The organism is Pseudomonas sp. B21-009 (assembly GCF_024749345.1).
Taxonomy (GTDB): domain Bacteria; phylum Pseudomonadota; class Gammaproteobacteria; order Pseudomonadales; family Pseudomonadaceae; genus Aquipseudomonas.
In genome coordinates this window covers 1,570,125-1,597,112 of sequence record NZ_CP087199.1, presented here as the reverse complement: position 1 = coordinate 1,597,112, position 26,988 = coordinate 1,570,125, and the positions used below count along the sequence as shown (strand labels likewise).

The 26,988-nt window shown below is 62.7% G+C and carries 27 protein-coding genes and 2 pseudogenes; 18 read left to right on the top strand and 11 right to left on the bottom strand.

All coding sequences use genetic code 11. From position 1 onward, the window contains the following. Positions 1-359: 359 nt before the first annotated feature. Positions 360-2,321, bottom strand: coding sequence for an acetate--CoA ligase (gene acs, locus LOY34_RS07360; RefSeq protein ID WP_045200150.1), 1,962 nt, complete (start codon positions 2,319-2,321; stop codon positions 360-362). 404 nt (positions 2,322-2,725) lie between these two features. On the opposite strand from acs, the gene LOY34_RS07355 reads away from it, so the two are divergent. Beyond that, on the top strand, positions 2,726-2,986 hold the full coding sequence (locus LOY34_RS07355) for a DUF2790 domain-containing protein (RefSeq protein WP_045200148.1): 261 nt from the start codon (positions 2,726-2,728) through the stop codon (positions 2,984-2,986). 125 nt (positions 2,987-3,111) lie between these two features. On the opposite strand, the gene LOY34_RS07350 is transcribed toward LOY34_RS07355, so the two are convergent. Next, entirely contained in the window at positions 3,112-4,668 is a 1,557-nt protein-coding gene (locus LOY34_RS07350; RefSeq protein ID WP_093385747.1) for a sigma-54-dependent transcriptional regulator, read from the bottom strand. 280 nt (positions 4,669-4,948) lie between these two features. Here LOY34_RS07350 and phhA point away from each other — a divergent pair, with 280 nt between their 5' ends. The 5 genes from phhA to LOY34_RS07325 all read left to right on the top strand — a co-directional run bounded on the left by phhA (position 4,949) and on the right by LOY34_RS07325 (position 8,963). Further along, positions 4,949-5,737: a phenylalanine 4-monooxygenase gene (gene phhA, locus LOY34_RS07345; protein ID WP_045200144.1), complete on the top strand. Its 789-nt coding sequence runs from the start codon at positions 4,949-4,951 to the stop codon at positions 5,735-5,737. 42 nt (positions 5,738-5,779) lie between these two features. Continuing rightward, positions 5,780-6,136, top strand: coding sequence for a 4a-hydroxytetrahydrobiopterin dehydratase (locus tag LOY34_RS07340; protein ID WP_036994257.1), 357 nt, complete (start codon positions 5,780-5,782; stop codon positions 6,134-6,136). Further along, a complete protein-coding gene (locus tag LOY34_RS07335) occupies positions 6,136-7,329 on the top strand; it encodes an amino acid aminotransferase (protein ID WP_195883348.1) in 1,194 nt (397 codons plus the stop codon). Before LOY34_RS07340 ends, LOY34_RS07335 begins: the two co-directional genes overlap by 1 nt. A gap of 205 nt (positions 7,330-7,534) precedes the next feature. Further along, on the top strand, positions 7,535-7,663 hold the full coding sequence (locus tag LOY34_RS07330) for a hypothetical protein (RefSeq protein WP_256326754.1): 129 nt from the start codon (positions 7,535-7,537) through the stop codon (positions 7,661-7,663). Between the two features lie 100 nt (positions 7,664-7,763). Further along, positions 7,764-8,963 (top strand): MFS transporter, encoded by a 1,200-nt coding sequence (locus tag LOY34_RS07325; protein WP_195883347.1) that lies wholly within the window; start codon positions 7,764-7,766, stop codon positions 8,961-8,963. Here LOY34_RS07325 and arfB read toward each other — a convergent pair. From arfB to LOY34_RS07310, 3 genes are all read right to left on the bottom strand, one after another. After that, positions 8,957-9,370: an alternative ribosome rescue aminoacyl-tRNA hydrolase ArfB gene (arfB, locus tag LOY34_RS07320; RefSeq protein WP_195883346.1), complete on the bottom strand. Its 414-nt coding sequence runs from the start codon at positions 9,368-9,370 to the stop codon at positions 8,957-8,959. The genes LOY34_RS07325 and arfB overlap by 7 nt on opposite strands. Positions 9,371-9,393: 23 nt before the next feature. Continuing rightward, positions 9,394-9,600, bottom strand: coding sequence for a hypothetical protein (locus tag LOY34_RS07315; RefSeq protein ID WP_093385766.1), 207 nt, complete (start codon positions 9,598-9,600; stop codon positions 9,394-9,396). 104 nt (positions 9,601-9,704) lie between these two features. Next, positions 9,705-10,070: a helix-turn-helix domain-containing protein gene (locus tag LOY34_RS07310; RefSeq protein WP_230090827.1), complete on the bottom strand. Its 366-nt coding sequence runs from the start codon at positions 10,068-10,070 to the stop codon at positions 9,705-9,707. 313 nt (positions 10,071-10,383) lie between these two features. Here LOY34_RS07310 and LOY34_RS07305 point away from each other — a divergent pair, with 313 nt between their 5' ends. The 6 genes and pseudogenes from LOY34_RS07305 (at position 10,384) to LOY34_RS07285 (ending at position 16,351) form a co-directional block, all read left to right on the top strand. Next, on the top strand, positions 10,384-11,037 hold the full coding sequence (locus LOY34_RS07305; protein WP_195883345.1) for a DUF1120 domain-containing protein: 654 nt from the start codon (positions 10,384-10,386) through the stop codon (positions 11,035-11,037). A gap of 163 nt (positions 11,038-11,200) precedes the next feature. Next, positions 11,201-11,836: a DUF1120 domain-containing protein gene (locus tag LOY34_RS07300; protein WP_195883344.1), complete on the top strand. Its 636-nt coding sequence runs from the start codon at positions 11,201-11,203 to the stop codon at positions 11,834-11,836. A gap of 138 nt (positions 11,837-11,974) precedes the next feature. Then, positions 11,975-12,691: a fimbria/pilus chaperone family protein gene (locus LOY34_RS07295; RefSeq protein ID WP_258664492.1), complete on the top strand. Its 717-nt coding sequence runs from the start codon at positions 11,975-11,977 to the stop codon at positions 12,689-12,691. Further along, positions 12,688-14,862 (top strand): annotated as a pseudogene (locus LOY34_RS07290) (fimbria/pilus outer membrane usher protein); the annotation flags it as partial. The gene LOY34_RS07295 and the pseudogene LOY34_RS07290, both read left to right, overlap by 4 nt. After that, a complete protein-coding gene (locus LOY34_RS27485; protein ID WP_408980911.1) occupies positions 14,771-15,136 on the top strand; it encodes a FimD/PapC C-terminal domain-containing protein in 366 nt (121 codons plus the stop codon). The pseudogene LOY34_RS07290 and the gene LOY34_RS27485, both read left to right, overlap by 92 nt. 117 nt (positions 15,137-15,253) lie before the next feature. Next, on the top strand, positions 15,254-16,351 hold the full coding sequence (locus LOY34_RS07285; protein ID WP_258664488.1) for a DUF1120 domain-containing protein: 1,098 nt from the start codon (positions 15,254-15,256) through the stop codon (positions 16,349-16,351). 45 nt (positions 16,352-16,396) lie between these two features. Here the strand turns inward: LOY34_RS07285 and LOY34_RS07280 are convergent, their stop codons facing one another. The 6 genes and pseudogenes from LOY34_RS07280 to LOY34_RS07255 all read right to left on the bottom strand — a co-directional run bounded on the left by LOY34_RS07280 (position 16,397) and on the right by LOY34_RS07255 (position 22,855). Further along, the gene (locus tag LOY34_RS07280; RefSeq protein ID WP_045200547.1) at positions 16,397-17,818 is read right to left on the bottom strand and encodes an amino acid permease; all 1,422 of its coding nucleotides are present in this window, start codon (positions 17,816-17,818) and stop codon (positions 16,397-16,399) included. A gap of 627 nt (positions 17,819-18,445) precedes the next feature. Continuing rightward, on the bottom strand, positions 18,446-19,576 hold the full coding sequence (rluB, locus tag LOY34_RS07275) for a 23S rRNA pseudouridine(2605) synthase RluB (protein WP_258664485.1): 1,131 nt from the start codon (positions 19,574-19,576) through the stop codon (positions 18,446-18,448). Between the two features lie 171 nt (positions 19,577-19,747). Continuing rightward, a pseudogene (scpB, locus tag LOY34_RS07270) lies at positions 19,748-20,506 on the bottom strand (SMC-Scp complex subunit ScpB); the annotation flags it as partial. Between the two features lie 15 nt (positions 20,507-20,521). After that, positions 20,522-21,220, bottom strand: a complete 699-nt coding sequence (locus LOY34_RS07265) for a ScpA family protein (protein ID WP_195885965.1) — start codon at positions 21,218-21,220, stop codon at positions 20,522-20,524. Positions 21,221-21,348: 128 nt separating this feature from the next. Then, positions 21,349-21,978, bottom strand: a complete 630-nt coding sequence (locus LOY34_RS07260; RefSeq protein WP_045200120.1) for an L-threonylcarbamoyladenylate synthase — start codon at positions 21,976-21,978, stop codon at positions 21,349-21,351. 13 nt (positions 21,979-21,991) lie between these two features. After that, positions 21,992-22,855: a PHP domain-containing protein gene (locus tag LOY34_RS07255; RefSeq protein WP_045200118.1), complete on the bottom strand. Its 864-nt coding sequence runs from the start codon at positions 22,853-22,855 to the stop codon at positions 21,992-21,994. 66 nt (positions 22,856-22,921) lie between these two features. On the opposite strand from LOY34_RS07255, the gene LOY34_RS07250 reads away from it, so the two are divergent. The 6 genes from LOY34_RS07250 to LOY34_RS07225 all read left to right on the top strand — a co-directional run bounded on the left by LOY34_RS07250 (position 22,922) and on the right by LOY34_RS07225 (position 26,976). Next, the gene (locus LOY34_RS07250; protein WP_195883338.1) at positions 22,922-23,530 is read left to right on the top strand and encodes a septation protein A; all 609 of its coding nucleotides are present in this window, start codon (positions 22,922-22,924) and stop codon (positions 23,528-23,530) included. Position 23,531: 1 nt separating this feature from the next. Further along, the gene (locus LOY34_RS07245) at positions 23,532-23,831 is read left to right on the top strand and encodes a YciI family protein (RefSeq protein WP_093385819.1); all 300 of its coding nucleotides are present in this window, start codon (positions 23,532-23,534) and stop codon (positions 23,829-23,831) included. A gap of 121 nt (positions 23,832-23,952) precedes the next feature. Next, positions 23,953-24,357, top strand: coding sequence for a translation initiation factor 2 (locus LOY34_RS07240; RefSeq protein WP_258664479.1), 405 nt, complete (start codon positions 23,953-23,955; stop codon positions 24,355-24,357). 7 nt (positions 24,358-24,364) lie between these two features. After that, positions 24,365-25,042, top strand: coding sequence for a response regulator transcription factor (locus LOY34_RS07235; RefSeq protein ID WP_045200109.1), 678 nt, complete (start codon positions 24,365-24,367; stop codon positions 25,040-25,042). Between the two features lie 119 nt (positions 25,043-25,161). Further along, complete coding sequence (locus LOY34_RS07230) at positions 25,162-25,578, top strand: Spy/CpxP family protein refolding chaperone (protein WP_045200107.1); 417 nt, start codon at positions 25,162-25,164, stop codon at positions 25,576-25,578. 63 nt (positions 25,579-25,641) lie between these two features. Next, positions 25,642-26,976, top strand: coding sequence for a sensor histidine kinase KdpD (locus tag LOY34_RS07225; protein WP_258664477.1), 1,335 nt, complete (start codon positions 25,642-25,644; stop codon positions 26,974-26,976). Positions 26,977-26,988 lie beyond the last annotated feature (12 nt).

Below are 26,988 nucleotides of genomic sequence, written 5' to 3'. Positions count from 1 at the left end.
AATGCGACAACTAGTTACAGAAGCGCAGGAACGCGGGGGCGCAGATATTGACAGCTTTCACGGAATATGCAAAAGCAAAAGACAAATAACCAATCAATGAAGCAATAAGCGGGCCTATTATTGGCAAAGCCTTCTAATCCGGCAAGCGCAGCGTTTCAGCAGGCGAAAACGGGTGGCTGAAATGCCCTGAAAACGTACGGTGGCGTTTCGCAATGCCCCGCTTTTGTGCGAAAGCGGTGACAGAAGGGTTACCGATGATTGTCGAAGTAACAGAAAGCACAAAGCCCCGCCGGAGTAACCCGGCAGGGCTTTGCGTGGACCCGATCGCTGTGTAGGAGCGGGCTTGCCCCGCGATACCTTTAGGCCGAAGCCTTGCTCATGTCCTTGTGGGTATCGATCAGGTGCTGCACCACACCCGGATCGGCCAGGGTCGAGATATCACCCAGGCCATCGTACTCGGCCGTGGCGATCTTGCGCAGGATGCGGCGCATGATCTTGCCCGAGCGGGTTTTCGGCAGGCCGGGCGCCCACTGGATGACATCCGGCGAGGCAATCGGGCCGATTTCCTTGCGCACCCAGTTCTTCAGCTCCAGGCGCAGTTGCTCGGTTGGCTCGACGCCACCATTGAGGGTGACGTAGACATAGATGCCCTGCCCCTTGATGTCGTGCGGCACGCCAACCACTGCGGCCTCGGCGACTTTCGGGTGGGCGACCATGGCACTTTCGATCTCGGCGGTGCCCATGCGGTGGCCGGAGACGTTGAGCACGTCATCGACGCGGCCGGTGATCCAGTAGTAGCCGTCTTCGTCGCGACGGGCACCGTCACCCGTGAAGTACATGCCGCGGAAAGTCTTGAAGTAGGTGTCGACGAAGCGGTCGTGGTCACCGTACAGCGAGCGCGACTGGCCCGGCCAGGAATCGAGGATCACCAGGTTGCCTTCGGCGGCGCCTTCGATCAGGTTGCCAAGGTTATCCACAAGGGCCGGCACCACACCAAAGAACGGACGGGTCGCCGAACCCGGCTTGAGCGCGGTAGCGCCTGGCAGAGGGCTGATCAGCACGCCCCCGGTTTCGGTCTGCCACCAGGTGTCGACGATCGGGCAACGCTCCTTGCCGACGGTGTGGTAGTACCAGTTCCAGGCTTCCGGGTTGATCGGCTCGCCCACCGAGCCCAGCAGGCGCAGGCTGGAACCATCGGCACCGGCGACGGCAGCCTGACCTTCAGCCATCATCGCGCGGATGGCGGTCGGCGCGGTATAGAGGATGTTGACCTTGTGCTTGTCGATGATCTTCGACACGCGGGTGATGTCCGGATAGTTCGGCACGCCTTCGAACAGCACGGTGGTCGCGCCGTTAGCCAGCGGGCCGTAGACGATGTAGCTGTGGCCGGTGACCCAGCCGACGTCGGCGGTGCACCAGTAGACTTCGCCCGGACGGTAGTCGAACACCCGTTCATGGGTCAGCGCGGCGTAGACCATGTAGCCGCCGGTGGTGTGCAGCACGCCCTTGGGCTTGCCGGTGGAGCCGGAGGTGTAGAGGATGAACAGCGCTTCTTCGGCGCCCATTTCCTTCGGCGCGCAGTGGCTGGAAGCAACCTTCATCAGGTCTTCGTACCAGATGTCGCGGTGCTGGTGCCAGGCGATGTCGCCACCGGTGCGCTTGCAGACGATGATCTTCTGCACGCTGCTGGTTTCGGGGTTGGTCAGGGCCAGGTCGACGTTGGCTTTGAGTGCGGTGCGACGACCGCCACGCAGGCCTTCGTCAGCGGTGATGACGATCTTCGACTTGCAGTCGATGATGCGCCCGGCCAGTGCCTCGGGCGAGAAGCCGCCGAACACCACCGAGTGGATCGCACCGATGCGGGCACAAGCCAGCATGGCGACCACGGCCTCGGGGATCATCGGCATATAGATGGTGACCACGTCACCGCGGTGCACATCCTGGCCACGCAGGGCGTTGGCGAACTTGCACACTTGCTCGTGCAGTTCACGGTAGGTGATGTTGCGGTGTTCGGAAGGGTCGTCGCCTTCCCAGATGATCGCGACTTGATCGCCGCGCTCGGCCAGATGGCGGTCCAGGCAGTTGTAGGAAACGTTCAGAGTGCCGTCAGCAAACCATTTGATATCGACATGGTGGTCGTCGAAGGAGGTCTGCTTGACCTTGGTGAAAGGCTTGATCCAGTCGAGGCGCTGAGCCTGCTCGCGCCAGAAGCCGTCCGGGTTGATCACCGACTGCTGGTACATGGCCTTGTAGGTCGCCTCGTCGGTCAACGTCTTGGCCGCAACCTCGGGACGAACGGGATACAGGGGAGCCGCACTCATCTTTGTTACCTCGGTGTAATAGTTGTTTTTGTATGACCTCGTTGTAACTGTACCAGACTGCGCCGGCCATTCGACGTTGGTAGTAACGCCCTGGTCTTTTCTCCCTGCGACAAACCGCGAAGGCTCAAGGCCGGGCCTGCACGGCGAAAAAATAAAATGACCCGGCAGTCTGCCAGGCGATTGTTACAGTTTCTGCCAACAGTGTTTATCAAAACCGTGGCTGTTTAAGCGCAGGCCGCACTCCTAGAATTCACCTCGCCAGCAACGGCACCACGATTAACTTTCTTGTAGCCCCCCACGAAGGGAAGTTAATCGGCAAATAATCGTGATAGTTGATCCTGCTGTACACGCGGCGCCACAAGCGCTGCGTGCCCCCTTACGACCTTAGACAGGTAAAAATGAAGATGAAAGCTTTACTGGTATTGGCACTGGGTAGTCTTTGCAGCGTGGCCATGGCCGACGAAGTTGCAAATGGCGGCGCCGAGCAGATTCCGGTTGAACAGTACAGTTACTCGCAACATCTGGACATCGCCAAGGTCATTTCCATGAGCGAAGTGCCGAATGTCTGCGAAGTGGTCCCGGCGCGCATGACCTACGAAGATTCCCAGGGCAAGCGCCACATTCTCGAGTACCGGGTGATGGGTAACGGGTGCTCGAACGGTTGATCCAACGGGTTGACCGCCTGCAGCGCCTCGGTTGGCATTCAACGAGGCGCGCTGCACTATTTGGACAGTACACCTGCAACTAATAACCTGCCTGCATTACCCATACTTTATTAACGCCAGATTAATTAATCCGTTTTGCCGACTGCATGTTCACGCAACTTGTTGGCAATAGTGGTGTGGGAAACTCCCAAGCGTTTACCCAGCGCCCGACTGCTGGGAAATTCGCTCATCAAGCGCTCCAGTACTGCCTTCTCGAAACGCCCGACTATTTGCCCCAGGTCGCCCTCAAGGGAAAACTCGCCCAAGGGTTGCCGGCCGCCGTAGTCCGGCAGGCGAATATGTTCAGTCTTGACCACCCCGCCGTCACACAGCGACACGGCCTGAAACAGCACGTTCTCCAGTTGCCGCACGTTGCCCGGCCAGTGGTACTGGCTCAAACGCTCCATGGCCGCTGGCGCAAGCTTGGGCAGCGGGCAACCGATCTGCCGGCTGGCCTGGTCAAGGAAGTGCTCGACCAGCGGCGGCAAGCCGTCCAGGCATTCGCGCAGCGGCGGAATATGCAGCGACAGCACGTTGAGGCGGTGGTAAAGGTCCTGGCGGAATTCGCCACGGGCGCACAACTCGGACAGATCGACCTGGGTGGCACAGATGACCCGCACATCCAGGTACACCTCTTCATCACTGCCTACCCGACGAAAGCAGCCGTCCTGCAGAAAACGCAGCAGTTTTACCTGCAGGCGAGGACTCATCTCACCGACGCCATCGAGGAACAGCGTGCCGCCTGCCGTCAGTTCCAATAGCCCCAGCTTGCCCTCGGCCCGCGCGCCTTCAAACGCCCCCGGGCCGTAACCGAACAGTTCGGTCTCGGCCATGGACTCGGGCAGGCCGGCGCAGTTGAGCGCCATCAACGGCGCCTGGCCACGGGGGCTGGCCAGGTGACAGGCACGGGCCAGCAACTCCTTGCCGGTGCCGGTCTCGCCTTCGATCAGCAATGGTGCATCCAGCGGCGCCATGCGCCGCGCTTCGCGCACCACCGCAGCCATCACCCGCGAACTCTGGAAGATGCTGTCGAAGCCACGCAGCTCCTGCTTGCGCACGTTATAGATGCGCTCGCCTATGCGGTCGGCGCGGTGCAGAGTCAACACCGCACCGGCCAGGGCTTCGCTGTCGTCGTGCTCGGACTGCAGCGGCGCAATATCAGCGAGGAACACATCGCCCTTGACCTTGACCCGCAGGCCGTTGATACGCGACTTGTTCGCCCGCACCAGCTCCGGCAGATCGAAATCCTCGGCATAACGCGACAGCGGAATGCCCGGCACCTCGTCGACACGCACCCCGAGCAGCTGCGCCGCAGCGCGGTTGGCAGCCACAATGGAGCCGCCCATGTCGATCGACAGCACCGGGAAATCCAGTGCGCCGAGCAAGGCATTGAGCTCCATGTGCCGACGCTCGCTGGGCATCAGGCCGACGCGCTTGACCCCGAACACCCCGGCGATCGATTCGAATTTCGGCCGCAGGGCCTGGAACTGCAGGTTGATCAGGTTCGGGCAGTGCAGATAGATGGCATTGCCATGCTCGCCACCGACCTCACCGCGGGCGACGTTGATGCCGTACTCCACCAGCAGGTTGAGAATGTCGCGCAGGATGCCGATGCGGTTCTGGCAATGCACTTTAATACGCATGAAATGTCCTACAAGAAGGTCTGGTAAGCGCCACGGCAAGCAAGTTTTTGCAGCGACCGAAGAATAGTCGTAAAGATTATGTGACAGATAACCGCAGTTTCAAGGATTAAAGCACCCGTTTTTTCGGGATTCCGGCTATTTCGTAAAGTTATCGTTACAAAATCCGAGGCAGTTCGAGCGCGAAGCTGCCGTCAGGACGCTGCAAACCGGACCAATGCGGGTTATCACTAGGGCAATGGCTTGAACACATAACAAGAATGGCCCTCAGCAGGAGAGCAGCATGAAACAGACGCAATACGTGGCTCGCGAGCCCGATGCGCAGGGTTTTATCGACTACCCGCAGCAGGAACACGCGGTGTGGAACACCCTGATTACCCGTCAATTGAAGGTGATCGAAGGCCGCGCGTGCCAGGAATACCTGGACGGCATCGAACAGCTGGGCCTGCCTCACGACCGTATCCCGCAGCTGGGTGAGATCAACAAGGTGCTGGGCGCCACCACCGGCTGGCAAGTTGCCCGGGTACCTGCCCTGATCCCCTTCCAGACTTTTTTCGAACTGCTGGCCAGCAAGCGCTTTCCGGTAGCCACCTTCATTCGTACCGAAGAAGAACTCGACTACCTGCAAGAGCCGGACATTTTCCACGAGATCTTCGGCCACTGCCCACTGCTGACCAACCCCTGGTTCGCCGAATTCACCCACACCTATGGCAAGCTCGGCCTGCAGGCCACCAAGGAAGAGCGCGTGTACCTCGCCCGCCTCTACTGGATGACCATCGAGTTTGGCCTGGTCGACACCCCGCAAGGTCGCAAGATCTACGGCGGCGGCATTCTTTCTTCACCGAAAGAGACCGTCTACAGCCTGTCCGGCGAGCCCGAGCACCAGGCGTTCGACCCGCTCGAAGCCATGCGCACGCCGTACCGCATTGATATCCTGCAGCCGCTGTACTTTGCCCTGCCTAACCTCAAGCGCCTGTTCGACCTGGCCCACGAAGACATCATGGGCATGGTCCACACGGCAATGAAGATGGGCCTGCACGCACCGAAATTTCCACCCAAGGTCGCCGCCTGAGCGACCTTGCAAACCAATAACAAACCACTTGCGGAAAACCTTATGAACGCCTTGAACCAAGCCCACTGCGAAGCCTGCCGTGCCGATGCTCCACAGGTCAGCGACGAAGAACTGCCGGTACTGATCAAGCAGATCCCGGATTGGAACATCGAAGTCCGTGACGGCATCATGCAGCTGGAAAAAGTTTTCCTGTTCAAGAATTTCAAGCACGCCCTGGCCTTCACCAACGCCGTTGGCGAAATCTCCGAAGCCGAAGGCCATCACCCAGGCCTGCTGACCGAATGGGGCAAAGTCACCGTGACCTGGTGGAGCCACTCGATCAAGGGCCTGCACCGTAACGACTTCATCATGGCCGCGCGCACCGACGAGGTCGCCAGCACCGCCGAAGGCCGCAAGTAATGCACTTCGGCGCCATCGGGCGCGTACCCGGCGATCCGATCCTCGGACTGATGGAGGCGTATGCCAAGGACAGCAACCCGAACAAGTTCGACCTCGGTGTCGGCGTGTTCAAGGATGCCCAGGGCCTGACGCCGATTCCGGCCGCGGTCAAACAGGCTGAACAGCGCCTGCTTGAGCAACAGGCCAGCAAGAGCTACGTCGGCGGTCATGGCGATGCGGCCTTTGGCCGACTGATCAGCGAACTGGTACTGGGCAGTGACTCGTCGCTGCTCAGCCAGCAGCGTGCCGGCGCCACCCAGACCCCGGGCGGCACCGGTGCCCTGCGCCTGGCGGCGGAGTTCATCGAACACTGTCTGCCGGGCCGCGGTATCTGGCTGAGCGATCCGACCTGGCCCATCCACGAAACCATCTTCGCCGGCGCCGGCCTCAAGGTCAGCCACTATCCCTATGTCGGCACCGACAACCGTCTGAACGTCGCCGGGATGCTGGCCGCCCTGGAAGTTGCGCCCAAGGGCGACGTAGTGTTGCTGCACGCCTGCTGCCACAACCCGACCGGATTCGACCTGAGCCAGGACGACTGGCGCGCCGTGCTCGAGGTGGTGCGCCGCCGTGAGTTGCTGCCGTTGATCGACTTCGCCTACCAGGGCTTTGGCGATGGTCTGGAAGAAGACGCCTGGGCGGTACGGCTGTTCGCCGCCGAACTGCCTGAGCTGCTGATTACCAGTTCCTGCTCGAAGAACTTCGGCCTCTATCGCGACCGCACCGGCGCTCTGCTGGTGTGCAGCCACGATGCCGACAAGCTGCTGGATGTGCGTAGTCAACTGGCATTGCTGGCGCGCAACCTGTGGTCGACACCACCGGATCATGGCGCGGCGGTAGTGGCGCAGATTCTTGGCGACACCGACCTCAAGCGCCTGTGGGTCGAAGAAGTCGAGGCCATGCGCCAGCGCATTGCCGAGCTGCGGGTCGGTCTGGTCGAGGCCCTGGCGCCCCACGGCCTGAACGAACGTTTCGCGCACATCGCCGAGCAACGCGGGATGTTCTCCTACACCGGGTTGTCACCGGAGCAGGTCAAGCAACTGCGTGAGCGCCACAGCGTGTACATGGTTGGCACTGGCCGGGCGAACATCGCCGGCGCCGATGCGGCACGCCTTGAAGCACTGGCTGCGGCCATCGCTGACGTCTGTCGTTAAAAGCATCGCGGGGCAAGTCGGATCGCCGCACCGCCGCTCCCACAGACAGTTGTGGGAGCGGCGGTGCGGCGATCCGACTTGCCCCGCGATGGCCATTAAGCAGGAAAATTCATACTGTCATTCAGACTCCTGTATCCTGCACAGGCTTTCACAAGCCCATGCGCGCCTTGCGCAGCCTTTCCACACACTTGCGAGGAACGACGAGATGCATGAAATCCCGAATCTTCCCTTCCCAAGCCTGAACCCAGAAGAGCAGACTCCTGCCACTCACAGCGCCGAACCAGCCCAGGCTGAATACGACGGCGACGAAACTTCCAGCGCCGACCAGGAATAACTCGCGCAACGATCAGACTGTGTGAAAACGGCTGATGCAGGGACTACCCCGTCAACACGTTTTCACACCGTCAAGAATTCCCCTCTACGAAAGCCCGCACATGCCCGACTCACCGCGCCCCCTTGCGGTCACCCTGCAAGTCGTCTCCATCGTCCTGTTTACCTTCATCGGCTACCTGAACATCGGCATTCCCCTGGCCGTTTTGCCTGGCTATGTGCACAACGACCTGGGCTTCGGCGCCGTAGTCGCGGGCCTGGTGATCAGTGTCCAGTACCTGGCCACCCTGCTCAGCCGCCCGTACTCCAGCCGCCTCATCGATAACCTGGGCAGCAAGCGCGCGGTGCTCTATGGCTTGGCCGGTTGCGGCCTGAGCGGCGTGTTCATGCTGCTTTCGGCGTGGCTGCAACATGCGCCCTGGCTGAGCCTGGCCAGCCTGCTGGTCGGGCGCCTGGTGCTGGGTAGCGCCGAAAGCCTGGTGGGTTCGGGCTCCATTGGCTGGGGCATTGGCCGGGTCGGTGCGCAACACACCGCCAAGGTAATCTCCTGGAACGGCATCGCCAGCTATGGCGCGCTGGCCATTGGCGCGCCGCTGGGCGTGGAACTGGTGCAACGCTTCGGCCTGTGGAGCATGGGCGCCAGCATTTTACTGCTGTGCGTACTGGGTTTGGCGCTGGCCTGGCCGAAAACCGCCGCCCCGATAGTGGCGGGTGAACGCCTGCCGTTCCTGCACGTGCTCGGGCGGATATTCGGCCATGGTTCAGGGCTGGCCCTGGGCTCGATCGGCTTTGGCACCATCGCCACCTTCGTCACCCTGTACTATGCCAGCCACAACTGGGACAACGCGGCCCTGTGCCTGAGCCTTTTCGGCGCCTGCTTCATTGGCGCGCGACTGCTGTTTGGCAATTTGATCAATCGCATGGGCGGGTACCGGGTGGCGATCGCCTGCCTGTCGGTAGAAACCCTCGGCCTGCTGTTGCTCTGGCAGGCACCGAGCGCCGAGCTGGCCCTGGCCGGTGCGGCGTTGAGCGGCTTTGGTTTTTCGCTGGTGTTTCCGGCCCTGGGGGTCGAAGCGGTGAACCTGGTGTCCGCCTCCAACCGCGGGGCGGCCGTGGGCGCCTATTCGCTGTTCATCGACCTGTCGCTGGGCATCACCGGCCCGTTGGCCGGGGCGATTGCCGCCGGGTTCGGCTTCGCTTCGATCTTTGTCTTTGCCGCCGGCGCGTCGTTCTGCGGCCTGCTATTGAGCCTGTATCTGTACCGCCAGGCCCGCCTGCAACCGCCGCGGCATTTGCCTCAGTAATCGATCTTGCCGCGCCCGGCCTTGATGGCGCCGCGCTTGCTCTTGGTGTCCAGGCGCCGGGTTTTCGAGCCCAGAGTCGGCCGGGTCGGGCGCCGCGCCTTTTCCACCTTGATCGCCGAGAGAATCAGTTCGCGCAGGCGCTCCAGAGCATCGGCGCGGTTCTGCTCCTGGGTCCGATACTGCTGGGCCTTGATGATGATCACCCCGTCACGGGTAATGCGGCTGTCGCTCAGTGCCAGCAGGCGCTCCTTGTAGAACGGCGGCAATGTCGAAGCCTGGGTGTCGAAACGCAGGTGCACGGCACTGGAGACCTTGTTGACGTTCTGCCCGCCGGCGCCCTGGGCGCGGATGGCAGTCAACTCGATCTCGTCGTCCGGGATCTGCACCGCGTTGGATAACTGCAACATCACACATCCTTTGATCAAAACATTCAGGCCGACTCAGGTATTCGGCAGCGCCCCCGCTCGGCCTCTTGCGCCCCCAGGCACAGCACCTGGGCTACACGCTGTACGCAGCCCTGGTCCACCGGGGACAACTGGCGAAATAAAATCAGCAGCTCGTTTTCGACTTCACTCAAGCGTTGCACAGGCGAAGCGTTACTTTCCGTGTTGAATGCGCAGGTTTTATGCTCCGACATGATCACCCTTCCCTAGCGAGACTGAATGCATCGACGTTACGAGCAATTCCCTGCGGACCCACCAGGACCGTTCCGAGCGTTTCGTAGGAAAATTGGGATAATAGCTATACGCTACTACCCTTCGCGTCGTGCATGGCCCCGACAATTCTATGCACAACATCTTGGTCAGCGATAGCCAATGATCGGTACTGAGCCAGCAATCGCTGTTCCGGTTCATTCAACGAAGCGCCGTCATCGATCGTACGCACGCCGGTGATCACGTAGCGCACATCGACACCAACCCCGGCGACCGCCGCAAGATACGCCGCATCCGGGTTGCGCTCGCCTTTTTCATAGCTGCCCTGGGTATTGCGGTTGACCCCGCCAAGCTGGGCGAAATCATCCTGGCGAAGGCCCAGGCGGGTACGCTCCTGACGCAATCGTTCACCGCTTTCTGCCGATTTCGGTGCAGTTGTTGCACAATTTTTCAATCAAAACCCCTTTACACGAACATTTTTTTGGGCATAATCGGCATCCGAACAACATAGACAGCCTTGTCGAGCACTATGCCCCCGCTGTTTACTCCTGGGCAAGGCCAAGCAAAGCACATAAAACCAAACATTCGCACGTTCTATCGTCTAGCCAAAACGTGTGAAAAATCGTCACGGATGACACAGCATCAGGGCTCGCCCTGGTAACTGGTACAGCAGGCATGCCTAGCGCGCCTGACGAGCCATCCGCTGCCGGCCCCACCCTAAGACCAACTACGGCACGGAGGTTCATTCATTTTCAAAGGACCGAATAATGAACACCAAGCCTTTGTGCACCCTGACCGCACTGCTGACCTTTGTCAGTGCCGGCGCCCATGCCAGCAGCACTGACGTCAATATCAGCGGCACCATCACTCCCGCCGCTTGCACGCCGTCGCTCTCTAGTAATGGCCAGGTCGACTTCGGCAACATCAGCATGCCCGGCCTCAATCCACAGCCCGGCATCCCCGACCACTCGGTCCTGGAGCCGCGCAACCTGACCTTCAGCGTCATCTGTGACCGTGCCACCCGCTTTGCCCTGGTAGCCACCGGCAATCGCCGCGACAGCAGTTCGATCCCTCTGCCCAAAGCCTTCGGCCTGGGTACCACCACCAGCGGCCAGGCCATCGGCTTCTACAGCGCGACCTGGCCCGACAACGGCGCCACCCTCGACAACCTGCCTGCCGACACCCTGTATTCCGAAGACAGCGGCAACACCTGGGTGAAAGTCCCGGGCAGCGGTTTCGAGCACCTGGGCGACAAGCCCGAGTCGCGCCTGGGCTTTGCCCTGCGCGGGCAGACCAGCCCGAGCGCAGCCGAAGTCCTCAACCTGCGGCTGGACGTGGCCGGCTGGCTTCGCAATGACATGACCCACGTCGATGAGGCGCTGCTCGATGGCCACATGATCATCGAGTTGCAGTACCTCTAGCGGGTAACAGAACGCCCACGCGTAACGGTCCTTCACCGACCGCTAAAAAGAACCCGGCGAACGCCCAGGTCTTTCCCTGTCGACACCGACAGGGAACGGACTGCTGCGCTTGCAAAACGGGTCATTCGCAACACCACCAACAACACTTAAAAGGAAAACCACTGTGAAAAAGTCCGTACTGTCCCTTGCTGTGCTGATGACCCTGGCCACTACCCATGCCATGGCCGCCACGACCGACCTGACCGTAACCGGCACCATCACCCCTGCCGCCTGTACGCCAACCTTGAGCAATGGCGGCCTGGTCGAATATGGCAGCCTAGCCTTGACCGACCTCGAAGAAAACCCTACCAATTACAAACTGCCGGCGAAGTCCTTGAACTTTTCCATTGAATGCAGCGCACCGGCCACCTTCGCCTTGATCGCCAACGACAACCGCCGCGACAGCAGCCCGGCCGACGCGTGGCTATTCGGGCTTGGCAAGCACCAGGATCAGTTGATCGGGTACTACGGCATGACCTGGCAGTACGAAAGCACCGTGGTCGACGGCGCGCAAGGCAGCAATCTGCTATCTGAGGATGGCGGCAACAGCTGGAACGACATCATCGACGGCATCCTTCAGGACGCCGGGCGAAAGCCAAATGCTCTCACCGGGTTCTCCACGGGCACAAACCTGGGCCCGACGCCAGCAACCAGTGTCAACGTGACCATGGATGTGCGCGGCACTATCAACAAAGGCCTGACCCTGAACGGCGCCATGAAGCTCGACGGCAGCGCAACCATCGAAGTCGTCTACCTCTGACCACTACCCCCAAGGGGCGCGAACAAGGAGCCCTCGCACCCCGGCCATGACCCACGGCCGGCGCACTCCCCCACCATGAGCCTGCCGGATGCAGCTTGAGGGGAGCTGCGCCCGACGCCGCACAAGAACCTTACAACCATGACTATTACGTGCAAATCCATTGCGGGCAGCCTGCTGCTTGCAATTCTCATCTGCACCCTACCCCTGATGCAGGCACACGCCGACGGTATGGTGCCCAGAACCTCGGTGGTGATCGTTGAGGAAGCCCGCGCCAACGGCAGCGACTTCGTCGTCACCAACACCGACCCCCATGCCGCCCTGCTGGCGGTATTTATCGAAAACCCGAGCGAAGACACCGACAACCTGCTGGTGGTGCAACCCACGGTGGCCCGGGTGGAGGCAGGTAAAGAGCAGCAGGTGATTTTCCACTACGTGGGTAACGAGCCGCTGCAGACCCAACGCCTGCGCCGGGTGATCTTCGAAGGCATCCGCGAAACCGCGCCGGGCGACCCCGGGGCCATGCGGGTCAACTTCGGCGTGCGCCAGAACCTGCCGGTGATCCTTCACCCCAAGGGCCTGGCGCGTAACAGCGAACCGTGGAAAGGCCTGACCTGGCGCATCGACGGCAAGCAACTGCGGGTAGAGAACAACACCCCCTACGTGGTGCGCCTGGCCCAGGAGCTGAAACTGTTGCCCGGCCAGCACGCCCTGGACCTTGGCCGCACCTACCTGCTGGCCAATCAAACCATCACCCTCGACTTGCCTGATGCCGCCGCTGCGGCCAACACCGTGCGCTTTCAGCCGGCCACGGTCTATGGCTTTGCGGTCGATCCATACGAGGCACGCATCCTGTGAAGGTCATCGACAATGCCATTGGCAAACCGCGACCACGCGAGCAACTGATACTGGGCCTGTGCCTGACCCTGCTGGGACTTGAGACCTTCAAACCGGCGCGAGCCGCCAATGAAGCCAGCGCGCCCGGGCACAGCGTGTTCGACCAGGAGGTCCTGCGCCAGCGCGGTATCGACCCCAGGCTTGCTGCCCTGTTTGGCCGGCAAACCCGCTTCCCGCCAGGGCGTCAGCAGATCAGCCTGAGCGTCAACGGCCGTGACAGGGGCACTACCCAGGCGCGCTTCGGCGAGGATGGCAGCCTGTGCGTCGATAATCCCTTGCTGGCCTTCGCCGGGCTGCGCCAACCCGCCGAGTGGTCCACCACCCTGGATGCCCAGGAGCAGCCTGCCGATCCGGACTGCCTGGCCCTGGGCACGGCCTTCCCCCAGGCTCAGGTCGAACTGCAGCCCGGTCAGCACCAGGTGCGACTGTTCGTACCGGACCAGGCGCTGCTGGACGAGCGGCAATTGTCCGACGACTACAGCCAGGGCGGCATTGCCGGGCTGTTGAACTACGACATTTTCAGCTCGTTCAACCGCTACGATGGCCAGTCCAGCCGTTATGCCGCAGCCAATACCGAGCTGGGCCTGAACCTGGACAACTGGATCCTGCGCAGCCGCCAGGTGCACAGCCGCTTCGATGGCAAGATGCGCAGCGAAATGCTCGACACCTATGTGCAACGCAGCTTCACCCAGCACCGCAGCCTGTTCCAGGCCGGCGAGATCAGCCTGGTCAACCCGGTGCTCAACGGCGCGCAGATCATTGGCGCGCAGCTCACGCCGGAGTATGGCCTGCTCTCGCAGCTGGACAACGCCAGCGTGCAGGGCATCGCCAACAGCCAGGCGCGGGTCGAGGTGCACCAGAACGGCGCCTTGCTGTACAGCACCGTAGTACAGCCCGGGCCCTTCACTCTCACCAACATCCCGCGCATCACCTCGCGTTCCGACCTGGAAGTGACGGTGATCGAGACCAATGGCGAGCAACGGCGCTTTCGCGTACCGGCCAGCCTCGCCGCCAGCGCCCGCCCGCAAAGTGGCTACAGCGTCGGCGCCGGCGTGGTGCGCAGCCATGGCCATGGCAGCGACGACCCGGCGGTGGTGAGCCTGGGCCAGAGCGGCGCGCTGGGCAATACCTCGGTCATCAGCAGCGGCCTGATCCTCGCCCAGGGCTATCGCAGCCTTGGCGCCAGCCTCGGCACCGCGCTCACGCCGCAGCTCAGCACCGAGGTGTTTGCCATCGGCGCGCAAGCCAGCAGTCTCGACCAGCAGGGCGCGCAACTGGGCGGCCAGCTCAACTGGCAAATGCACGAGCAATGGAGCAGCCTGGTGGCCGCCAACCACCGCAGCCGCGGCTACCGCGAACTGCTCGACAGCACCTACCGCAACAATGATCAGTTCGCCTCCAGCTACCGCGACCAGTTCAGCACCAGCCTGCGCTGGGCCAGCCGCGCCCTGGGCAGCCTCAACCTGGGGTACACGCAAAGCACCTACTACGAGCACGACAGCACGCAACGGCTGTTTTTGTCCTGGGGCAACAGCTACGGCGGCGTAACACTCTCGGCGACAGTGGAAAAAGCCCTGGGCAGCAGCGACGGCTACAACGACGACGCCGTGTATTTCAGCGCCAGCATCCCCCTGGATGGTCGCCGGCGCCTGCGCAGCAGCGTGCGCCACAACGACAGCAGTACCACCAGCACCGTGGCCTACAACGAGCAGGTCAGTGACAGCCTTGGCTATCGCCTGGGCGCCGAACATCGTTCCGGCGATTCCAGCACCCTGGCCAGCGCCGGCCTTTCGGCATTGCCGCGCTACACCCAACTGGACCTGAACTACAGCGGCGACGGCGACAACAGCAACTACAACCTCGGCCTGCGCGGCGGCATGGCCGTGCATGGTGCCGGGATCACCCCCTCGCCCTACCCGATCCGCGATACCTTCGCGATCCTCTCGGTCACCGACACCCCCGGAGTCAAGGCCAGCACCCCGAGCGGCCCGGTGTGGACCGATCATGCCGGCAACGCGGTGGTGGCCTCGCTCACCGCCTATGGCAAAAGCCCGGTCGAGGTCGACACCCAGAGCCTGCCGACCCACATCAACGTCGACCAGGGCGCCGGCGTGCTGCGCGCCACTCGCGGCGCGGTGCCGCGCCTGGAGTGTCCGTCGGCTGCTGCTGACCCTGCTCGACAGCAGCGGCCAGCCATTGCCCAGCGGCGCGTCGGTGTTCGACGACCGTGGGCGCTTCATCAACCTGGTGCAACCGGGCGGGCTGGTGTTCATCGACAACAGCGCCGACATCGGCCACCTGATCATCAGCGACCACCAGGCCCGCGAATGCCGCGTCACCCTCGACCCGGATACCGGCGCCAGCAGCGACAGCTACTACACCCAGGCCCAACGCACCTGCAGTTGACCCCCCTTCGCGACGACATGACGCCAGACGGCTGCTACACCTTGTGTCGTCCTTCCATACACCGCTTTGGTGAGGATGCGTCAAATCATGAACACCCGGTACAAACCCCAGCTTGCAATGCTCCTGCTCTTCGGCCTGCCGCTGACAGCCTTCGCCAATGAATGCCGATTACAGATCACGCCGACGCCGCTGGACTATGGCACCCTCGACCGCAGCCGCCTGCAGCCCGGCAGCCCAGGCCTGGCACTGCCGGAGAAATCCGCGCAGTTGGCCCTGAGCTGCAGCGAAAGCACCGACCTGAGTGTGTTCTATACAGCCAATGCCCTGGACGGCGAGCGCTTCGAACTCGCCGCTGGCGGGCACTACCGAATACGTGCCGCCGATGCCGTGGTCGACGGCGAACGCGTTGACCTGGCCCGGATCGAACAAACCGGCGCCGTGCCGGGCCCGGCCAGCGCCTCGCTGGGCTGGCAGCCGCGTAGCGGCATGGTCCCGGTCCGGGCCGGCAAAGCCGTGCAAGGCCGCAGCCTGAATCTGACCCTGGTGTTCGAAGCCGAGCTGTCTGCCAAGGCTTTAGAAGTGCGCGAGTCGACCTCATTGCGCAGCAGCGGGCAGTTCGCTGCCCCGGCCTCCGGCAGCACTGCCGAACTGGCCTTGCAATGGCAGATCCAGCCAGCGGCCTGCACGCCATTGCTGTCCCAGGGCGGGGTGGTGGACTACGGCAAGATCAGCCTGCAGAGCCTTAACAGCGACAAGCGCACGCGCCTGCCCACGCGCCAGCTCAACCTGTCGATCCAGTGCGACAGCCCGGCGCGCTATGCCCTGCTGATGCAGGACAACCGCGACGGCACGGCGGTGGTCGATTCGCTGAATTTCTACGGTTTGGGCCGCGATGCCAGCGAGAACAAAATCGGCCTGTACGAGGTGCAGATCGACCCGTTGCACATCAGCGCCGACCAGTTGCCGGCGGTGTACCTCACCCAGTCGACCCGCGGCACCGGCTGGAGCACCGCAGGCAGCACCAGCAAAGCGCTGACCACCACCACCCTGCTCGGCTTCAATGATGTCGAGAACAACAGCAACGGCCCGATCGCCATCCGCCACCTGAGCACGCCAATCAACATCATGCCGGTGATCGCCGCCACCAGCGAGCTGGACAACCGCCAGGACATCCACCTCGACGGCTCGGCGACGATCGAGATCATTTACCTGTAAACGAAAACGCCCCGGAAAACCGGGGCGTTTTTTCAACCGTGTGAATCAGCGCTTGAGCGAGGCCGGGGTAGCCGCTGCCGCCGCTTTGCTGCGGTTGGTTTTCAGGCTGTAGCAGACCACCATCACCAGCAGCCAGACCGGGATCGCGTAGACCGAGATCTGGATGCCCGGGATCTGCAGCATGATGCCCAGGATCAGCACCACGAAGGCCAGGCAGATGTAGTTGCCATAGGGGTACCACAGCGCCTTGAACAGCGGGGTCTGGCCGGTCTTGTTCAGGTGCTGGCGGAACTTCAGGTGCGAGTAGCTGATCATCGCCCAGTTGATCACCAGGGCGGCCACTACCAGCGACATCAGCAGCTCCAGCGCGTGCTGCGGGATGAAGTAGTTGAGCAGCACCGCGACCAGGGTCACCGCTGCCGAAGCCAGGATCGAACGCACCGGCACACCGCGCTTGTCGATCTTCGCCAGGCCCGCCGGGGCATCGCCCTGTTCGGCCATGCCGTAGAGCATACGGGCGTTGCAGTAGGTACCACTGTTGTACACCGACAGCGCCGCGGTCAGCACCACGAAGTTGAGGATGTGCGCAGCAACATCACTGCCCAGCAGCGAGAACACTTGCACGAACGGGCTGGCGCCGTAGGTTCCACCGGCGGCATCGAGGCTGGTGACCAGGCTGTCCCATGGGGTCAGCGACAGCAGCACGACCAGGGCACCGATGTAGAAAATCAGGATGCGGTAGATCACCTGGTTGATCGCTTTGGGGATCACAGTCTTCGGCTTGTCGGCTTCAGCGGCGGTGAAACCGAGCATTTCCAGGCCGCCGAAGGAGAACATGATGATCGCCAGGGCCATGACCAGGCCGCTGACGCCATTGGGGAAGAAGCCGCCGTGTTCCCACAGGTTGCTCACCGAAGCTTGCGGGCCGCCGCTACCGCTGGCCAGCATCCAGCTGCCCAGGGCGATCATGCCGACAATGGCCAGGACCTTGATGATCGCGAACCAGAACTCGGCCTCGCCGAACACCTTGACGTTGGCCAGGTTGATCGCGTTGATGAGGATGAAGAAAGCAGCCGCCGAGGCCCAGGTCGGGATCTCCGGCCACCAGTAGTGCACGTACTTGCCGACGGCGGTGAGCTCCGACATGCCCACCAGGATGTACAGCACCCAGCAGTTCCAGCCCGACAGGAAGCCGGCAAAACCGCCCCAGTATTTGTGCGCGAAGTGACTGAAGGAGCCGGCTACCGGCTCTTCGACGATCATCTCGCCGAGCTGGCGCATGATCATGAAGGCAATGAAGCCACAGATCGCATAGCCGAGGATCATCGACGGGCCCGCCGACTTCATCACCCCGGCCGAACCCAGGAACAGCCCGGTACCGATTGCACCGCCCAGGGCGATCAACTGGATATGGCGATTTTTCAGGCCGCGTTTCAGCTCGCCTGAATGCGTGTTTTGTCCACTCATGAACGAAGTCACCTGCTTGTTTTTATCTGTGACGGAATCGGACCCACCGCGCTCGTGGCGCAGCGGAATTAACAAGGTGATTACCTTGAGGATCTTGGCCAACTGCTGCCCGTCCAGGGCATAAGCCGTGGGCGAATCAGCCGGGTGTCAGCAAGAGTGCGCGGTACGCATTGGGGTCACAGTTAAAACGCGGCGCATTGTATACCCCTACAGACGCGCAGGGGTCAACACGTTGCGTGACTGTCTGACGACAAAACGCACCGGTCCTGAGGAAGGGTTCTAGCCTGGGGAGGTAATCGGCGTACATGGCGCCTCCATTTGTTCTTATTGAATGCCCGGCTCTCCGGCCCGGCTTTGCACACGGCAATGGCGCCTATCTCACCGCTCCCGGGGCCTGCGAACAAGCTGTTGACGGGCAGGTAAAGCGCCCTGGCCCGGGGCTTTCGGCAAGTTCTGTTTACACCCATAGAAATCTCCAGCCAGGGCCCGTGTACCGGCTGACATTTGTAACGATTTATTTACATGATGGTGTAAAAACTTTCCACGGCTTACGGAAGTGTCTGTAAGACAAGGAAATTTGCGCAAAAAAAAGCCAACCCGAAGGTTGGCTTGTTTAACCGGCCCGACTTACGGGCGCGGTTTGTTGCGGGTGCTGCCCGGACGCTTGGGCGCCGGCTTGCCGCGCTTGTTCATGTCGCTTGGGCGCTCGGCCACGGTGCTGCTGCCACGGCCGCTGTCCTTGCGCGGCGCTTCACCACGCGGCTGACGGGCTGGACGCTCGTCGCCACGGGGCTGGCGAACCGGACGCTCGGCTTCACCACGAGGCTGGCGCGCAGGGCGCTCGCCGGTTGCAGCGCCATCCTGGGCCGGACGCAGGGTGCGCACGCGCTCGCCACGGCCCAGCGGACGGGTGGACTTGCGCTGCAGGCGCTCGAGCTTGTCCTTGCTCTTGTGGTTCAGGGCCGGCATGGCCACTGGGGTCAGGCCCACTTCGGCGGCAAGAATGTCGACTTCCTGCTGGCTCATTTCGCGCCAGCGGCCCATCGGCAGGTCGGAGTTGAGGAACACCGGGCCGAAACGCACGCGCTTCAGACGGCTGACCACCAGGCCCTGGGATTCCCACAGGCGGCGTACTTCACGGTTGCGACCTTCCATCACCACGCAGTGGTACCAGTGGTTGAAGCCTTCACCGCCAGGGGCTTCCTGGATGTCGGTGAAACGCGCCGGGCCGTCTTCGAGCACGACACCGGCCTTGAGGCGGGCAATCATGTCTTCGTCGACATCACCACGCACACGCACGGCATACTCACGGTCCATTTCGTAGGACGGGTGCATCAGGCGGTTGGCCAGCTCACCGTCGGTGGTGAACATCAGCAGGCCGGTGGTGTTGATGTCGAGGCGACCGATGTTGATCCAGCGGCCTTCTTTCGGCCGTGGCAGGCGGTCGAACACGGTCGGACGGCCTTCTGGGTCGTCACGGGTGCAGATCTCACCGTCGGGTTTGTTGTACATGATCACCCGGCGCACGGTTTCGGCAGCTTCTTCGCGCTTGATCACGCGGCCGTCGACCGAGATCGCATCGTGCAGGTCGACGCGCTGGCCAAGGGTGGCATTGACGCCATTGACCTTGATCCGGCCCTGGCTGATCCAGGCCTCGACGTCGCGGCGCGAGCCCACGCCGATACGGGCGAGAACTTTTTGCAGTTTCTCGCCTGATGGCGGCAATGGCTGGGTTTCTTGCAGGTCTTTTTCACTCATGCTGGGCACCTCCCGGTGTATTTACGAAAATCTGGTATGGCGAACAAGCGCCAAAAAGGGTCGCGAATCATACGCTGATCGCGACGTGAACGCACCTGAGACTAGCCGAAATTGCAAAAGTTGCCGGGTCTATCCGCCCGAAGGCCAGGGTTACTGATGCGGCGTCTGCGGTTCGGTTGCCAACGGCTCGTCGTCCAGATCCACCTGGGTGTCGTCGACCAGGTCATCGAAATCGGTCTTGAGCCCTTCTTCCATGGCGTCCAGTTCGGTCAACAGGCTGCGGAAGCTGGTTTCTTCCTGGGGCTCTTGCGGCTCGGCACTGGCATCGGCCAGGGCCTGCAGGTGCGCCGGTACCGGGGCATCGTCCAGTTCCAGTACCGGTTCGGGCTCAGGCTCCATCTCGCGCAACTCGGCCAGCGGCGGCAGGTCATCGAGGTTCTTCAGGTTGAAGTGGTCGAGAAAGGCCTTGGTGGTGGCGAACATCGCCGGTTTACCCGGCACTTCACGGTAGCCGACGATGCGGATCCACTCGCGCTCGAGCAGGGTCTTGATGATGTTGCTGTTGACCGCCACACCGCGCACGTCCTCGATCTCGCCGCGGGTGATGGGTTGGCGGTAGGCGATCAGCGCCATGGTCTCCAGCAGGGCCCGGGAGTAGCGCTGCGGGCGCTCTTCCCACAGCCGGCCGACCCAGGGCGCGTAGTCTTCGCGGATCTGCAGGCGGTAACCCGAGGCCACTTCCTTGAGCTCGAAGGCGCGGCCATTGCAGGACTTGCGCAGCACCTCCAGGGCCTTCTTGAATACCGCAGGTTCCGGGCGCTCGGCTTCCTCGAACAATTCGTACAGGCGCTCAAGGGATTGCGGTTTGCCCGAGGCCAGCAAAAAGGCCTCGAGCAGGGGCGCCAGGTCGCGCGGTTCGTTCAGGTTCATGGGCTTGCTCAGTTGTTACTCGGCGCGGGCGCGGACATGGATCGGCGCAAAGGGCTCATTTTGCACCAGTTCGATCAAGGATTCCTTGACCAGTTCGAGAATCGCCATGAAGGTCACCACCACCCCGAGCTTGCCCTCCTCGGCGCTGAACAGCTCGACGAAGGGCACGAAGCCGCCGCCCTTGAGGCGCTCAAGCACTTCGCTCATGCGCTCGCGGGTCGACAACGCCTCACGGCTGACCTGGTGGCTTTCGAACAGATCACCACGGCGCAGCACTTCGGCCATCGACACCAGCAGCTCTTCCAGGCTGACCTCGGGCAACAGCTTGCGCACCTTGGCCTGCGGCGCGTCCAGGCGCGGCACGATGACCTCGCGGCCAACCCGGCTGAGGCCGTCGATGCCTTCGGCGGCGACCTTGAAGCGCTCGTACTCCTGCAGGCGGCGGATCAGTTCGGCACGCGGGTCGGCCTCTTCTTCCTCGACCTCGGCCGAACGCGGCAGCAGCATCCGTGACTTGATCTCGGCAAGCATTGCCGCCATCACCAGGTACTCGGCGGCCAGCTCCAGGCGCACGGTCTTCATCAGTTCGACGTAACCCATGTACTGGCGGGTGATTTCCGCCACCGGGATGTCGAGGATGTCGACGTTCTGCTTGCGAATCAGGTACAGCAGTAAATCCAGAGGCCCTTCGAAGGCCTCCAGAAACACTTCCAGGGCGTCCGGCGGAATGTACAGGTCCACCGGCATCTCGGTCATGGCTTCGCCATACACCAGCACCAGCGGCAGTTCCTGCTGGGCGCCTGCTTGCGGGTCGATACTGGCTTCGGGGGTAGTCGCCTGGCTCACGCTTCGACCATGAACGGCGCAGGGTCGCCGCAACCGACGCGGATCACTTCCGGCTCATCGCCCGCCAGGTTGATCACGGTCGAGGCCTTCAGGTCACCAAAGCCGCCATCGACGATCAGGTCGACATGATGCTCCAGGGCCTGGCGAATCTCGTAGGGGTCGGTCATCGGCTGGTCTTCGCCGGGCATGATCAGGCTGACGCTCATCAGCGGCTCGCCGAGCTCTTCGAGCAGGGCCAGGGCAATCGGGTTGGACGGCACGCGCAGGCCGATGGTGCGGCGCTTTTCGTGCAGCAGCAGGCGCGGCACTTCGCGGGTAGCGTTGAGGATGAAGGTGTACGGCCCCGGTACATGGGCCTTGAGCAGGCGAAAGGTGGCGGTGTCGATCTTGGCGAACAGGCCCATTTGCGACAGGTCGCAGCAGATCAGGGTGAAGTTGTGGTTCTTGTCCAGCTGACGCAGGCGACGAACCCGTTCAACCGCGTTCTTGTCGCCGATCTGGCAACCCATGGCGTAGGAGGAGTCGGTGGGATAAACCACCACGCCGCCCTTGCGGATGATTTCGACGGCCTGTTTGATCAGGCGCGGTTGCGGGTTTTCCGCATGAATCTGGAAAAACTGACTCACGTTCTCTTCCTGTTCAGACTGCCGCGATAGGCTGCTCATGTTTGAATCGGCGCCACAGTGGTGGCAGGTCCTCTGGCAATGGCCGGTAGACACCGATCTCGCCCCAGGTGCCAGGGCCATGGAAATCACTGCCGGCACTGGCCAGCAGACCGAATTCACGGGCCAGGATCGACAGAGTGCCTACCTGTTCGGCCGGCATCATGCCGTTGACCACTTCCAGCGCCTGCCCGCCTGCTTGAATATAGTCGGCAATCAGCCGGCGGCGCTTGCTGCGGGTTAAATCGTAGTGCATCGGGTGGGCCAGGCTGACCCAGGCATCGGACTGGCGCAACGTCTCGACGGTCTCCTCCAGGGTTGGCCAGTGCAGCTTCACGTCGCCCAGCTTGCCGGCCCCCAGCCACTTGCGAAATGCTTCGGCGCGGTCTTTTACATAGCCTGCGCGCACCAGGTACTCGGCAAAATGCGGGCGCGCCGGGGCATTGCCGCTGTCGCCCAGTTCCTGCTGGATGGCCCGCGCGCCGTCGAGCGCGCCCTTCATGCCCTTGAGTGCCAACCGTCGGTCGATTTCTTCCGAACGCAACCAGCGACCACGGTGCAGCGACTCGACGGCGGCCTGCAACGGCGCGGCGTCGAGGGGGAAGTTGTAGCCCAGCACGTGAATGGTCGCCCCGCCCCAGGTGCACGACAGCTCGATGCCGCTGACCCAGTGCATGTCCAGGGCCTGGGTGGCGGCGCGGGCTTCGAGCTGGCCTTCGAGGGTGTCGTGGTCGGTCAGCGAGAGCATCCGCACGCCGTGCTCATGGGCCCGGGCGACCAGAACCGTTGGCGACAAGGCGCCGTCGGAAGCCGTACTGTGGCAGTGCAGATCAACATTCATAGGTGGCGCTTTCGCTGTCATTGATGTTTGTTATTATGCCGTCACATCCTGCTTCTGGCTGCCACTGTGAAACAATTCATCGATTTCATCCCGCTGCTCCTGTTCTTCATCGTCTACAAGCTTGAACCGCGTGCCGTCGAATTCGCCGGGCACACCTTCGAACTGGGCGGCATCTACAGCGCCACGGCGATGCTGATCATCAGCTCGCTGGTGGTCTACGGCGCCCTGTTCCTTCGCCAGCGCAAGCTGGAGAAAGGCCAGTGGCTGACCCTGGTGGCCTGCCTGGTGTTCGGCGGCCTGACCCTGGCCTTCCACAGCGAAACCTTCCTCAAATGGAAGGCGCCGGTGGTCAACTGGCTGTTCGCCCTGGCCTTCACCGGCAGCCACTTCATCGGCGACCGGGTGCTGATCAAGCGCATCATGGGCCACGCCCTGACCCTGCCGGAGCCGGTATGGACGCGCCTGAACATCGCCTGGATCGGCTTTTTCCTGTTCTGTGGCGCGGCCAATCTGTTCGTTGCCTTCACCTTCCAGAGCTTCTGGGTCGACTTCAAGGTGTTCGGCAGCCTGGGCATGACCGTACTGTTCCTGGTGGCCCAGGGCGTGTACCTGTCCCGCCACCTGCACGACAGCGACCCGAGCACTCCGCCTTCCACTCCCAAGCACGAGGAATGACATGCTTTACGCCATCATTGCCACAGACGTAGCCGATTCGCTGGAACAACGCCTGGCCGCGCGCCCGGCGCATATCGAACGCCTGCAGCAGCTCAAGGAGCAAGGCCGCGTGGTACTGGCCGGCCCGCACCCGGCCGTTGACAGCAACGACCCGGGCGCCGCCGGGTTCACCGGCAGCCTGATCGTCGCCGAATTCGACTCGCTCAGCGCCGCCCAGGCCTGGGCCGACGCCGACCCGTACATTGCCGCCGGCGTCTACGCCAACGTCATCGTCAAGCCGTTCAAGCAAGTCCTGCCGTAATGCCGCAGGGCGGTGGCCAAGCCGGCGCACCGCCCCTTGCAGCTTTCTCTTGGCAAATGCTCATTATTCTCGCCCGATGGCCGACAACCTCCTGAACCATCCAATGGAATCAGGAGTTCCGATGCGTCAAGGTCCGTTGTCCCTGCTGCTGTGCCTGTTGCTGCTGACCCCATTGGCCCAGGCTGAAGAGCCCAGCGGCTCCAGCACCCCGCTGTCGCTCAGTGCCGGCAGCCAGATCACCGAGCTGCAACAGCGCCTCAAAGAAAGCGAGCGCCTGCGCGAAACCCTGGTCCAGCAACTGCACAACGCCGACAGCGAACGCGAAAGCGCCCAGCTCACCCGTCTGCGCCAGGAAAACCAGAAACTGAAGCTGGCACTCAAGGAATTGCAGGCCAGCGCCGCGCCGAAACTCATCACCGAGCAGCAACAATGGTTCCTGATTGGTGGCGCAGTTGCCCTGTTTGCAACACTCTGCGGTATCTTTGCCAGTGGCGGACACAGAAAGCGTCGGCAATGGTTGAATTGAGTGAGTCATGAGCGAGCTGTTACTGATTGATGATGACCAGGAACTCTGCGAGCTGCTCGGCAGCTGGCTGACCCAGGAAGGTTTCGTGGTACGTGCCTGCCACGATGGCCACAGCGCCCGCAAGGCGCTGGCCGAACAGGCGCCGGCCGCCGTCGTGCTGGACGTGATGCTGCCCGACGGCAGCGGTCTTGAGCTGCTCAAGCAGCTGCGCAGCGAACACGCCGAACTGCCGGTGCTGATGCTCTCGGCCCGTGGTGAGCCGCTGGACCGGATTCTCGGCCTGGAGCTGGGCGCCGACGACTACCTGGCCAAACCTTGCGACCCGCGTGAACTCACCGCCCGCCTGCGCGCCGTGCTGCGCCGCAGCCACCCCAACGCGACGCCGAGCCAGGTGGAAATCGGCGACCTGTGCTTCAGCCCGGCCCGCGGCGTGGTCAGCATCGACGAGCAAGAGCTGGCCCTGACCCTCTCCGAGAGCCGCATCCTCGAAGCCCTGCTGCGCCAGCCCGGCGAGCCGCTGGACAAGCAGGAACTGGCGCAGATCGCCCTGGGCCGCAAGCTGACCCTGTACGACCGCAGCCTGGACATGCACGTCAGCAACCTGCGCAAGAAGATCGGCCCGCACGCCGATGGCCGCCCGCGCATCGTCGCCCTGCGCAGCCGCGGCTACTACTACAGCCTGTAATGTCAGCACGGCGCGCAGGCATCTTTACCCAAGCTTTACCCTTGCCTGACCGCCGCTGACCTTGATCTCCCTAGACTGGGCACATCCGGTAACGACCGGCCTCAGAAAGGAGAGTCACCATGCGCAAGACCCTTATCGCCCTGATGTTCGCCGCTGCTCTGCCCACCGTTGCCATGGCCATGCCAGATGCCGGCGGCCCGCGCCACGGCGAGCACCACCGCGGTGGAGCGCCTTTCGCCCAGCTGGACCTGAGCCGCGAACAGCGCCAGCAGATCGGCAAGCTGATGGGCGAGCAGATGAAAAGCCGTCAGGAAATCACCCAGCGCTACCTGGAAAAACTGCCGGCCGCTGACCAGAAGGCCCTGAAAGACGAGCTCAAGGCCAAGAAGGACAAGACCCAGGCCGAGATTCGCGCCCTGCTCAAACCCGAACAGCAAAAACAGTTCGACGAAATGAAGAAAAAGCAGGATGAACGCCGCGCCGAATGGGCCGAGTTCAAAGCCTGGAAAGCTGAAAAAGCCAACAAGGCTCAGTAAGCTGTCAGCCACCCGCCCGGCCTGCCCCAGCAGGCCGGGCTTTTTCCGTTAGAGGTGCCTCTTTTGCGTTCATTGTTCTGGCGCATCCTGGCCAGTTTCTGGCTAGCCATCGCCCTGGTTGCCGGGCTGTCGATCCTGCTCGGGCACATGCTGAACCAGGACGCCTGGATTCTCAGCCGCCACCCGGGCCTCAATACCCTGGCCAAGAACTGGACCCAGCGCTATGAACAGCAAGGGCCGGAATACGCCCAGCATTACCTCGAACACCGCAAGCGCCGCTACAACATCGATGTGCAAGTGCTCAACGACAGTGGCGACGCCGTCGTGTCCGGCACCTTCCCGCGCCGCGCCGCCGCCTTCGAGGCGCGCCGCCACAACGACGACCGGCGCCTGCCGTGGCGCCGCCTGACCGAGGAATACACCAGCCCCGACAGCGGCGAGACCTACCTGCTGATCTACCGCATCCCGCACCCGGAACTGGATGCCTGGCACCGCGACAGCCTGCTCTGGCCGTTGAGCGCCCTAGGCATCGCGCTGGTGGTGCTGACCCTGTTCAGCCTGCTGGTGACCCTGTCGATCACCCGCCCGCTGAGCCGCTTGCGCGGCGCCGTGCATGACCTGGGGCAAACTACCTACCAGCAGAACAGCCTGGCGCGCCTGGCCAACCGCCGTGACGAGTTCGGCGTACTGGCCAACGACTTCAACCGCATGGGTGCGCGGCTGCAGAGCCTGATCGGCAGCCAGCGCCAGCTATTGCGTGACGTTTCCCATGAACTGCGCTCGCCGCTGGCACGCCTGCGTATCGCCCTGGCCCTGGCCGAACGCGCCGAACCCGAGCAGCGCCAGGCCCTGTGGCCGCGCCTGACCCGCGAATGCGACCGCCTCGAAGCGCTGATCAGTGAGATCCTGGTGCTGGCCCGGGTCGATGCCGAACAGGCACGGGCCGAACCGGTGGACCTTGATGCCCTGCTGGCCGCCGTGCACAAGGACGCGCAACTGGGCGCGCCGGAGCAGGAGATCCTGCTGCAGCATGAACCCGGGCTCAACCTGCAAGGCTGGCCGACGCTGCTGGAACGGGCGCTGGATAACCTGCTGCGCAATGCCGTGCGCTTCAACCCGGCCGGGCAGCCGATTGAAATCACCGGGGTGCGCGAAAGCGACAAGATAGTGCTGAGTGTGCGTGACCATGGCCCGGGAGTGGCCGCAGAGCACCTGGCGCAGCTGGGCGAGCCGTTCTACCGGGCGCCCGGGCAGAGTGCCGCAGGCCATGGCCTGGGGCTGGCCATTGCGCGCAAGGCGGCGGAGCGCCATGGCGGCAGCTTGAGCCTGGGCAATCATCCCCAGGGCGGGTTTGTTGCCACGCTAGAGTTGCCACTGGCAAGGCCTGACTCAATATAGCTTCGCGGGGCA

Coding starts and splice junctions, on each gene's coding strand:
- acs (WP_045200150.1), bottom strand. CDS start 2,321: ATGAGTGCGGCTCCCCTGTATCCCGTTCGTCCCGAGGTTGCGGCCAAG.
- LOY34_RS07355 (WP_045200148.1), top strand. CDS start 2,726: ATGAAAGCTTTACTGGTATTGGCACTGGGTAGTCTTTGCAGCGTGGCC.
- LOY34_RS07350 (WP_093385747.1), bottom strand. CDS start 4,668: ATGCGTATTAAAGTGCATTGCCAGAACCGCATCGGCATCCTGCGCGAC.
- phhA (WP_045200144.1), top strand. CDS start 4,949: ATGAAACAGACGCAATACGTGGCTCGCGAGCCCGATGCGCAGGGTTTT.
- LOY34_RS07340 (WP_036994257.1), top strand. CDS start 5,780: ATGAACGCCTTGAACCAAGCCCACTGCGAAGCCTGCCGTGCCGATGCT.
- LOY34_RS07335 (WP_195883348.1), top strand. CDS start 6,136: ATGCACTTCGGCGCCATCGGGCGCGTACCCGGCGATCCGATCCTCGGA.
- LOY34_RS07330 (WP_256326754.1), top strand. CDS start 7,535: ATGCATGAAATCCCGAATCTTCCCTTCCCAAGCCTGAACCCAGAAGAG.
- LOY34_RS07325 (WP_195883347.1), top strand. CDS start 7,764: ATGCCCGACTCACCGCGCCCCCTTGCGGTCACCCTGCAAGTCGTCTCC.
- arfB (WP_195883346.1), bottom strand. CDS start 9,370: ATGTTGCAGTTATCCAACGCGGTGCAGATCCCGGACGACGAGATCGAG.
- LOY34_RS07315 (WP_093385766.1), bottom strand. CDS start 9,600: ATGTCGGAGCATAAAACCTGCGCATTCAACACGGAAAGTAACGCTTCG.
- LOY34_RS07305 (WP_195883345.1), top strand. CDS start 10,384: ATGAACACCAAGCCTTTGTGCACCCTGACCGCACTGCTGACCTTTGTC.
- LOY34_RS07295 (WP_258664492.1), top strand. CDS start 11,975: ATGACTATTACGTGCAAATCCATTGCGGGCAGCCTGCTGCTTGCAATT.
- LOY34_RS27485 (WP_408980911.1), top strand. CDS start 14,771: ATGGCAAAAGCCCGGTCGAGGTCGACACCCAGAGCCTGCCGACCCACA.
- LOY34_RS07285 (WP_258664488.1), top strand. CDS start 15,254: ATGCTCCTGCTCTTCGGCCTGCCGCTGACAGCCTTCGCCAATGAATGC.
- LOY34_RS07280 (WP_045200547.1), bottom strand. CDS start 17,818: ATGAGTGGACAAAACACGCATTCAGGCGAGCTGAAACGCGGCCTGAAA.
- rluB (WP_258664485.1), bottom strand. CDS start 19,576: ATGAGTGAAAAAGACCTGCAAGAAACCCAGCCATTGCCGCCATCAGGC.
- LOY34_RS07255 (WP_045200118.1), bottom strand. CDS start 22,855: ATGAATGTTGATCTGCACTGCCACAGTACGGCTTCCGACGGCGCCTTG.
- LOY34_RS07245 (WP_093385819.1), top strand. CDS start 23,532: ATGCTTTACGCCATCATTGCCACAGACGTAGCCGATTCGCTGGAACAA.
- LOY34_RS07240 (WP_258664479.1), top strand. CDS start 23,953: ATGCGTCAAGGTCCGTTGTCCCTGCTGCTGTGCCTGTTGCTGCTGACC.
- LOY34_RS07235 (WP_045200109.1), top strand. CDS start 24,365: ATGAGCGAGCTGTTACTGATTGATGATGACCAGGAACTCTGCGAGCTG.
- LOY34_RS07230 (WP_045200107.1), top strand. CDS start 25,162: ATGCGCAAGACCCTTATCGCCCTGATGTTCGCCGCTGCTCTGCCCACC.